The sequence below is a fragment of the Amycolatopsis sp. NPDC059021 genome, from assembly GCF_042739895.1.
GTDB lineage: Bacteria > Actinomycetota > Actinomycetes > Mycobacteriales > Pseudonocardiaceae > Amycolatopsis.
In genome coordinates this window covers 35,213-44,506 of sequence record NZ_JBHYIQ010000033.1, presented here as the reverse complement: position 1 = coordinate 44,506, position 9,294 = coordinate 35,213, and the positions used below count along the sequence as shown (strand labels likewise).

Sequence of the window (9,294 nt, the reverse complement as noted above, 5' to 3'; positions counted from 1 at the left end):
GACCCCAGCACCAGCGCGGGCACGCACAGCGGCAGGTTGATCAGGAAGATCCACAGCCAGCCCGGCCCGGCGGCGATCAGCCCGCCCAGCGGCGGGCGGCCGCGCGCTGTCGCCCCCGACACCCCCGGGGGCGCGCCCCGGGGGGCGGTGGCCCCAGCCCCCCGCCCCCGGCAACAGTGCCGGAGCTCTGTCGGATCCGCCATCGGTGTCACGCAGACGTTCTCTTCGCCGCAGCCTGTTGACTGTCGTTCATTACATTTGTAATGTAACCGGCGTCCGGGGTGCGCGGAAGGAGACCGCATGGCGAGCCGGAAGGGGCAGCGGGCGCCCGCCGAGATGAAGCGCGCGCTGCAGCGTGCCGCCGTCGAAGTCGTCGCGCGGGAAGGGATCCGCGGGCTGACGTACCGTGCCGTCGCCGGTGCCGCCGGCGTCACCACGGGCGCGGTGCAGCATCACTTCTCGTCCATCGACGACCTGCTGCGCTCGTCGCTCGACTGGGTGCTCGAGGAGAGCGCCGAAAATGGTCTCCTCGGCGCGCGGGCGGGGATCTTCGCGGGCGGGCCGGACGTGCGGAAGCGCTTCGCCGAGAGCGCCGACATCCAGATCTTCCAGTACCGGCTGGTCGTCGAATCCGCCGGGCGGGCGGAGCTGCGGCCGGGCGTGCAACGGCTGTACGAGAGCTATTTCGGTGCGGTGGCGAAAGATCTCGCCTCGATCGGGGCTTCGCCGGACGACGGGCTCACCTCGCTCGTCTACTACGCGCTCGACGGGATGTTCCTGCATCAGGTCGCCGATCCCGAGGCCGACCCCGGCGCGGCGCTCGACGCGCTGCGCACACTGCTGAAGGCGAGCGGCGCCGCGAAAACGTCCATCGTGGACACCTGACCTCTCCTCGCCGCTGTTCGTCAACCACCCGCGTGTCCACTGTCGACACGCGGGTAGTGATCATTTCCTTGTGTGGCAAAGGAAAACTCCGGGTAACGAGGTGAACTCGCCGCGGTTTGGGTGTTGACTTCATCAACACTTGAGTTCAGACTCGGCGCATCGAGGTGCCAAGCTCCACCGGGCGGCGCACCCGATCGCGTTCCTCGGCCACCACGGCCCGAATCTCCGCTGTGAAAGGCGTTCCGATGTCAGACACCGCTGTCGCGACCCTACTGATCGAGGGGCGCTGGGCTGCCGCGCCCTCGTCCTTCGACGTTGTCGACCCCGCGAGTCTCGAGGTGATCGGCCAGGCTTCGGACGCCGGACCCGAGCACGCTCGTTCCGCCCTCGACGCGGCCTCCGCCGCCTTCCGCGGGTGGGCCGAAACGGATCCCGAGACGCGCGGCGGTTACCTGCGTGCCGGGGCGGCCACCATCCGTGCCCGGCGTGACGAACTTGCCCGCTTGCTCAGCCAGGAAAACGGAAAGCCGCTGGCCGAAGCGGCGGGCGAGCTGGCGGGCGCCGCGCGCATGCTGGAGTGGGCCGCGGAGGAGGGCCGCCGCGCCAACGGGCGCGTGACCCCGGCGAACGCGGTGGGTCCCGGCCTGGTGTTGCGCAGTCCTGTGGGCCCCGTACTGGCCATCACGCCGTGGAACTTCCCGGCCAGCATGCTCATCCGCAAGGTCGGTCTCGCGCTGGCGGCGGGATGCCCGGTGATCGCGAAACCCGCCGAGCAGACACCGCTGATCGCCACCGCCCTGCTCCGGATCCTGCAGGAAACCGGCCTGCCCTCGGGCGTGCTCCAGTCCCTGACCACGACCCGGCCCGCGGAACTGGTCGACACCCTGCTCGCCGACCGCCGGCTGCGGAAGGTGAGCTTCACCGGGTCGACGGAGGTCGGCCTGGGACTGTTGCGCCGCACCGGTTCCGTGCTGCGCCGGACGTCGCTGGAGATGGGCGGTCATTCCCCGGCGATCGTCTTCGCGGACGCCGATCTCGAAGCCGCCGCGTCCGGTGTCGTGACCGCGAAGTTCTTCAACGCCGGGCAGAGCTGCACCGCGGTGAACCGGCTGTATGTGCACGAGAGCGTCCGCGACGACCTTCTGGCGTTGATCGAGAAGAAGACGGCGGCGCTGCGGCTCGGGCGCGGGGACACCGAAGGCGTCGCGGTGGGGCCGTTGATCGACGAGGCCGGGATCGCGAAGGTCGAGCGTCAGGTCGCCGACGCCGTCGAGAAGGGAGCGCGGGTACTCGTCGGCGGAAGCCGGTGGGAGCCCGAGGATTCGGCTCTGCGCGGTCACTTCTTCCAGCCGACCATTCTCCTCGACGTCACTCCCGACATGCTGATCTCCCGGGAGGAGACGTTCGGCCCCGCGCTGGCTGTGTCGACGTTCTCGGACGACGAAGAAGCCGTCGCTCTCGCCAACGCGACGGAATACGGCTTGGCCGCGTACGTGTTCGGTGCCGACCTCCGGCGCGTCTGGCGCGTCCTCGAGCGGCTCGACTTCGGTGTGATCGGCGTGAACGACCCCGCTCCCGTGCGCCCGGAACTCCCGTTCGGTGGGCAGAAGAACTCCGGCCAGGAACGCGAAGGCGGCAGCGAAGGCATCGAGGCCTACACCGAGGCCAAGGCCGTCGCGCTGCGTTTCTGAACCACCCGCTTCCGACCGTCCACATCGGAAAGGACCTCGATGACCAGCACACTGTCCACACCGGAACTGTCCGAACTGGACCGGAGCACCCTGATACATCCGCACACGGTGATCGGCGCGCCCGCCGAACCGCTCGTCCTCGAACGCGGCGAGGGCGCGCTGCTCTGGGACACCGACGGCCGCCAGTACATCGACGGCACCTGCGGCCTGTGGCAGTGCCCGGTCGGGCACGGGCGCGCCGAACTCGCCACCGTCGCCGCCGAACAGATCGGCAGGCTGGAGTTCTTCTCGTCCTTCGGGGACTACTCGAACGCCCCGGCCATCCGGCTCGCCGACCGGCTGCTGAAGCTCGCCCCCGAAGGGCTCGAACGCGTCTTCCTCACCAACGGCGGTTCCGAAGGCAACGAGACCGCGATCAAGCTCGCCCGCCTCGCCCACCACCACGCGGGTTCGCCGGAGCGCACGGTCATCCTCGCCCGCACCGGCGGCTATCACGGCATGGGCGGCGGCTCCCTGGCCGCGACCGGCATCGACGGACTGCGCGCGGGTTTCGGCCCGCTGCTGCCGGACGTCGAATGGCTGGGCAAACCGCACGGCATCGAGCACGGCCCGGACGCGACCGATCTCCTCGTCGCCGAGTTGGAACGGCGCATCGAGGAGATCGGCCCGCACCGCATCGCCGCGTTCATCGGCGAACCCGTCCTCGGCGTCGGCGGTATGGTCCCGCCGCCGGAGGGTTACTGGCCGCGAGTGCAGGAAGTGTTGCGGCGGCACGGAATCCTGCTCATCGTGGACGAGATCGTGACCGCCTTCGGCCGGACCGGCCACTGGTTCGGCAGCGACCACTTCGGCATCGAACCGGACATGATCGTGCTCGCGAAGGGCATCACCAGCGGCTACATCCCGATGGGCGCGGTGCTGATCGGGCGCCGGGTGCTGGAGCTGGCCGACGGCGCGACCTTCTTGCACGGGTTCACCTACAACGGCCATCCGGTCGGGGCGGCGGTGGCGCTGGCCAACATCGACATCATCGAGCGGGAGAACCTCCCCGAGCGCGCCCGCGTCCTCGGCGCGCGTCTCCGGGAGCGGCTCGAACCGCTCACGAAGCTCCCGCACGTACGCGAGGTACGCGGGGTCGGCTTGATGCTCGGCATCGAATTCGACGGCGTGCCCACCGCGTCCGTCCAGTCCGGCTGCCGCGCGGACGGCGTCGTGGTCCGCGCGTCGGGCGCCAGCATCGTGCTCTCCCCGCCACTGGTGATCACCGAGGAGCAGCTCGACACCCTTGCCGACGTCCTGTGCCGCCACGTCGCGGCAGCCGCGGGCTGAGGGAGGCATCGTGCGACGCCGGATACCAGCGCTGTTGTCCGCGGCGACGCTCCTCCTGGCCGCCGGATGCGCCGTCTCCGAGGGCGGCGAGAACTCCCTCGTGTTCGTCTCCTACGGCCAGGGCGCCTACCAGGCGGGCCAGCGCTCGGCCTGGTTGAACCCGTACACGGCCAAGACCGGGACCACGGTCACGATCGACGGCCCGTCCAGCATGGCCAAGCTCAAGGCGATGGTCGAGGCGGGCAAGGTCACCTGGGACGTCGTCGACACCGAGGCGTCGTCGGCGGCTCAGGCGTGCGGCACCCTGGTCGAGCCGGTCGACATGGGACCGCTGGCCGCGGCGTTCCCCCGGGACACGCTGACGCCCTGCGGCATCCCGGACGCGTTCTTCGGTATGACGCTGATGTACAACGCGAACGTCTACGGCGATCACCCGCCGTCCCGGCTGGCCGATTTCTTCGACCCCGCCAAGTTTCCCGGGCGGCGGATCATCTACGGCAACGATCCGAGCGTCGGCACACTGGAGGCGGCGCTGCTCGCCGACGGCGTCCCGAAGGACCGGCTCTACCCGCTCGACGTGCCGCGTGCGCTGGCGATGTACGACCGCATCCGGCCCGAGCTGTCGATCAGCGACACCTACGGCGATCAGCAGCAGCGCATGGCCGGGGGACAGGCGGATCTGGCGCTCATCGTCAGTGCCCGCGCCTATTCGCTGCTGAAGACCGGGGCCACCAACTGGAAGGTGGTCTCCGGGGTGCCGATCCCGGTCACCTGGGACGTTCTGGTGGTACCCAAGGGATCCCGCCGCGCGGAGGAGGCGAAGCAGCTGATCCGTTACGCCGCCGAACCCGCGCAATCGGCGGCGTTCGCCGAGCGGGCCGGGGTGGGCCCCGCGAACTCGGCGGCGAAACCCCGCTACCCGGAAATCGCCCGTGCTCTGGACATCTGGGGGGACGACAAGGAGGACCTGCGCGTGCTCAGCGATGTGAAGTGGTGGGCGGCCAACCGGACCAGGGTCGTGAAGACCTGGTCGGACTGGAAAACCGGATGACCGCCGTGGTGCCGGGAAGAGCGACTCGCCGCGTCGCCGCGTCCTGGCTGTTGTTCCCCGCGGCGGCGGTCCTGCTGGTGTTCTTCTGTTACCCGCTGGCCGTGATCCTGTGGCGCAGCTTCTCGGAGCCGGATTTCGGCGTCGCCAACTACGTGGCCGTGCTCGGTGACAAGGTGCAGATCCGCGTCGTGCTCCGGACCCTGCGGACGGCGTTGATCATCACCGCCGCGACGCTGGTCATCGCCTATCCCTACGCCTACGCGATGAGCCGCGTGGGCAGGCGGGCCCGCGGTCTCCTTACGCTGCTGGTGCTGATGCCGTTCTGGACCAGCGTCATGGCCCGCAACTTCGCCTGGTACGTACTGGAACAGCGGGGCGGGGTGATCGAAAAGCTCTTCGACACCGTCGGCATCCACGGGATGAGCCTGCTCGGTTCGGTCGCGGGGGTGACCGTCGCGATGGTGCAGGTGATGCTGCCGTTCATGGTGCTGCCGCTGCAGAACACCATGCTGGGCATCGATCGCAGCCTGCTCCACGCCGCGCGCAGCCTCGGCGCTCGTGGGCCCGTCGCGTTCCTGCGGGTGTACCTGCCGCTGTCGATGCCCGGTGTACTCGCGGGGGTTTCGGTGGTGTTCATCATGTCGCTGGGCTTCTACCTCACCCCGGCGCTGCTCGGCACGCCACAGCAGGCGCTCGCCGCGCAGGTGATCGGTACCCGCGTCAACGATCTGCTCGACTTCGCGGGCGCCGGCGCGCTGGGCGCGATCCTGCTCGTGCTCACGTTGATCGTGCTCGCGGTGATCAGCCGGATCGCCGCGCCGCTCGGCAGCAGCATGACGGGAGGTGCGGACCGTGGCTGACTCCGTCACCCGCGTAGCCCGCAAGGAACGCACCCTCGGTGTGGGACTGCGGATCTGGGTCGTGCTCGTGGGGTTCGTCCTGATCGCGCCGACGCTCGTGGTCATCCCGATGAGCTTCGGCGCGGGCTCGACCTTCCAGTTCCCGCCGGACGGCTGGTCACTCCGGTGGTACGGCGAGTTCTTCGGCAGCAAGCAGTGGCTGGGGTCGCTGGCCAACTCCGTCCAGGTGGCGCTGCTGGCGGCCGCACTCGCGACCGTGCTCGGTGTCGCCGCGGCGTTCGGGCTCGACCGGGCCCGCTTCCGCGGCCGAGGCGCGGTCCGGCAACTGCTGATGGCGCCGATGATCCTGCCCGGCATCGTCGTGGCGGTCGCGGTCTACGGGGTTTTCCTGCGCTGGCAGCTGAACGGCACCATGCTCGGCTTCGTGCTGGCCCACACGGTGCTCGGCGTGCCGTTCGTGATCACCTCCGTGCAGACCAGCCTCACCGGCTACGACCCCGTCATGGAACGGGCGGCCGCCAGCCTCGGCGCCAACCGGTTCACGACCCTGCGGAAGGTGGTCCTCCCGCTCGTCGCGCCCGGGGTGACGTCCGGCTTCGTGTTCGCCTTCGCCACGTCGTTCGACGAGGTGGTCATCGCCCTTTTCCTGCAGACACCGGACATCAAGACGCTGCCGGTGAAGATGTACGAGTCGATCGTGCTGGAGATCGACCCGACCATCGCCGCCGCGTCCAGTCTCATCGTCGTGTTCACGACGGTCCTGTTGCTCGTGCCCCAGTTCCTTCGCCGACGGAGCCACCATGACTGACGAACACCGCGGAATCATCACTTCGCACGTGACCAAGGCGTATCCCGGCGTCGGCCGTCCGGCGGTGGACGACGTGTCGCTGCACATCGCGGACGGCGAGTTCATGACCTTCCTCGGGCCGTCCGGGTCCGGGAAGACCACGATGCTCTCGATGATCGCCGGGTTCACGCCGCTCACCGCCGGGTCGATCACCGTCGACGGCCGCGAGATCTCGCGCCTCAAACCGCATCGGCGCGATCTCGGCGTGGTGTTCCAGCAGTACGCGCTCTTCCCGCACATGACCGTGTCCCGCAATGTCGCGTTTGGACTTTCCCGACGTGGACGGCCGCGTGCCGAGATCGACCGGCGGGTCGCGGAGGCGCTGGAGATGGTCGGCCTTTCCGCGGTCGGCGACCGCTTCCCCCGGCAGCTCTCCGGCGGGCAGCAGCAGCGGGTGGCGCTCGCCCGCGCCGTGGTCTACGAGCCGAGGGCGCTGCTCATGGACGAACCGCTGGGAGCACTGGACAAGAAGCTGCGCGACCAGCTCCAGCGGGAGATCGCGCGGATGCACCGGCAACTCGGCATGACCTTCCTGTTCGTGACCCACGACCAGCAGGAGGCGCTCACGCTTTCGGACCGGATCACGGTGTTCAACGAGGGCCGCGTCGAACAGGTCGGTACGCCGGAAGATCTTTACGAGCGGCCGGAAACGCTCTTCGTCGCGCAGTTCATCGGCGAGTCCAACGCGCTGCGCCTCACTCCGGGCGAGGTGACGATCGTGCGTCCCGAACGTGTGACTCTGTACGCGGAGACCGACGTCCCGGCCGGTCACCAGCGTGCCGGCGCGGTGGTCACCGACGTCGTCTACGTCGGCGACCACAGCCGGGTCTGGCTCCGCTACGGCGACGGCACCCGCGGTTGCGCGATCCTCTCCGCCGGTGCGGTCCACGAGCATCGGCCCGGCGCCGACGTCGTGGTGGCCTGGCATCCGGAACACCAGGCCGTCGTCCCGGACCCGGCTGGCATCGATGTCTTCGCCGACAAGGTGGCGTCATGACCGATTTGCTGCTGCGCGGCGGGATCGTCCGCACCTTCGACGGTCCCGGGGTCGTGAGCGCGGTGCTGATCCGCGATGGTGTCGTGCACGCCGTGGGGGACGACGAGACGGTGTCCGCGGCCGCGAACTCCGGCGCCCGAGTGGTTGAGCTGCAAGGGAAAACGGTCGTCCCGGGGATCAACGACGCGCATCTGCATCTGGCCTGGCACGCACTGAGCGGTCCGGAGTTCTGCGTGGACCTCTCGGCCGCCGGCGACCTGGCCGCCGTCGCCGCGGCGCTGGCCACCGCACCGGACGGCGAGTGGATCGTCGGCCGCGGCTGGCGGGAGACGACCATCGCGGAGTTCGCGGCGGGTGACGCCGTTCCGTCCCGTGCCTGGCTGGACGGGGTCACCGGTGATCGTCCGGCGGTGCTTCACCACGCTTCGTCGCATTCGGTGTGGGCCAACAGCGCCGCGCTGCGCCGGGCCGGGATCACCGCCGGCACCCCGGATCCGCCCGCCGGAGAGATCGTGCGCGACGAGCGCGGCGAGCCGGCCGGGATGCTCGTGGAAAGCGCCCAGGATCTGGTGGCGCGGCTGATTCCACGGCCCGGCAGGGAAGAGCGGCTCGACGTGATCGTCCGTGCGATGCGGCGTCTCAACGAACTCGGCGTCACCAGCGTGACGGATCCGATCGTGACCCCGGAAATGTGGCGGGACTACCAGGACCTGCACGCCGCGGGCAGGCTGACCGTGCGGGTCAACGCGCTCCTGCACTGGGACTGGCCTTCTCCCACCACTTCGGCAGCGAGCCTGCGCCGTGCGCTGGAGAGCGCGTCGTTCGGCGGTGACGACCTGCTGCGCGCCGGGGGCATCAAACTGTTCGCCGACGGCGTGCCGACCCATTGCACGGCGTGGATGCACCATCCTTACCCGGACGGCAGCCACGGCGATCTCGTCACCGTGGGGGACAGCGCCGAGTCCAGAGTGGACGAACTGCGTGCGCTCGTCGCGGCGGCTCACCGGAAACGCGTCCAGGCGCAGGTGCACGTGACCGGCGATCGCGCCGCCGACGCCGTGGTGGACGCCATCGAGGCCGCGGCGGCCGCCGACCCGTGGCCGGCGGCACGACATGTGCTGATCCACGGCACGTTCCTCTCGCCCGCGGTCCACGAACGGTTGGCACGGCACGGAATCGGCGTCATCACCAGCTCGCTCATGCGCACCTACAGCGGCCCGTCGATGGTGCGCACCGTCGGCGAAGCGCAGTGGGCGCGGGCTTTCCCGGCACGCGCCTTGCTGGACCACGGCGTGTCCACTGCGGACAGTTCGGACGCGCCGGTCACCCAGCCCGACTGGCGGCGCGGCGTCGCCACCTTCACCGGCGTGCCCGGCCCGAATCCCTTCGGGCCACCGGCGCCCCCCGACCGGCTGAGCCGGGAGGAGGCGCTGCGGCTGTGGACGTCGGGGCCCGCCTGGACGGAGAACGCCGACGCGGTCAAGGGCACGCTGGCCCCCGGACGGCTGGCTGACCTGGCCGTACTCGACGCCGACCCCGTGACCGCCTCCGCCGCCGAACTCCTGAACCTGCGGTCGGTACTGACCATCGTCGGCGGCCGCGTCGTGCTGGGCTGAAGGGGACTTTCCTCGCAC

Annotated in this window: 8 protein-coding genes; all 8 read left to right on the top strand. The window is 70.0% G+C overall.

Annotated features, from left to right (window positions below; genetic code table 11):
- Positions 1–300 precede the first annotated feature (300 nt).
- The 8 genes from ACFWX1_RS20750 to ACFWX1_RS20715 all read left to right on the top strand — a co-directional run bounded on the left by ACFWX1_RS20750 (position 301) and on the right by ACFWX1_RS20715 (position 9,276).
- Positions 301–885, top strand: a complete 585-nt coding sequence (locus ACFWX1_RS20750; RefSeq protein ID WP_378389602.1) for a TetR/AcrR family transcriptional regulator — start codon at positions 301–303, stop codon at positions 883–885.
- Between the two features lie 245 nt (positions 886–1,130).
- Positions 1,131–2,576 (top strand): NAD-dependent succinate-semialdehyde dehydrogenase, encoded by a 1,446-nt coding sequence (locus tag ACFWX1_RS20745; RefSeq protein WP_378389600.1) that lies wholly within the window; start codon positions 1,131–1,133, stop codon positions 2,574–2,576.
- 39 nt (positions 2,577–2,615) lie between these two features.
- The gene (locus tag ACFWX1_RS20740; protein ID WP_378389598.1) at positions 2,616–3,905 is read left to right on the top strand and encodes an aspartate aminotransferase family protein; all 1,290 of its coding nucleotides are present in this window, start codon (positions 2,616–2,618) and stop codon (positions 3,903–3,905) included.
- A gap of 10 nt (positions 3,906–3,915) precedes the next feature.
- Positions 3,916–4,956, top strand: a complete 1,041-nt coding sequence (locus ACFWX1_RS20735) for an extracellular solute-binding protein (RefSeq protein WP_378389596.1) — start codon at positions 3,916–3,918, stop codon at positions 4,954–4,956.
- Positions 4,953–5,816 carry an ABC transporter permease gene (locus ACFWX1_RS20730; RefSeq protein ID WP_378389594.1) on the top strand — a complete coding sequence of 288 codons (864 nt, stop codon included), beginning with the start codon at positions 4,953–4,955 and terminating at the stop codon, positions 5,814–5,816. Before ACFWX1_RS20735 ends, ACFWX1_RS20730 begins: the two co-directional genes overlap by 4 nt.
- Positions 5,809–6,624, top strand: coding sequence for an ABC transporter permease (locus tag ACFWX1_RS20725; protein WP_378389592.1), 816 nt, complete (start codon positions 5,809–5,811; stop codon positions 6,622–6,624). The genes ACFWX1_RS20730 and ACFWX1_RS20725 overlap by 8 nt, the downstream gene beginning before the upstream one ends.
- The gene (locus tag ACFWX1_RS20720; RefSeq protein ID WP_378389590.1) at positions 6,617–7,660 is read left to right on the top strand and encodes an ABC transporter ATP-binding protein; all 1,044 of its coding nucleotides are present in this window, start codon (positions 6,617–6,619) and stop codon (positions 7,658–7,660) included. The genes ACFWX1_RS20725 and ACFWX1_RS20720 overlap by 8 nt, the downstream gene beginning before the upstream one ends.
- Complete coding sequence (locus ACFWX1_RS20715; RefSeq protein ID WP_378389588.1) at positions 7,657–9,276, top strand: amidohydrolase; 1,620 nt, start codon at positions 7,657–7,659, stop codon at positions 9,274–9,276. Before ACFWX1_RS20720 ends, ACFWX1_RS20715 begins: the two co-directional genes overlap by 4 nt.
- The last annotated feature ends 18 nt before the right edge of the window (positions 9,277–9,294 follow it).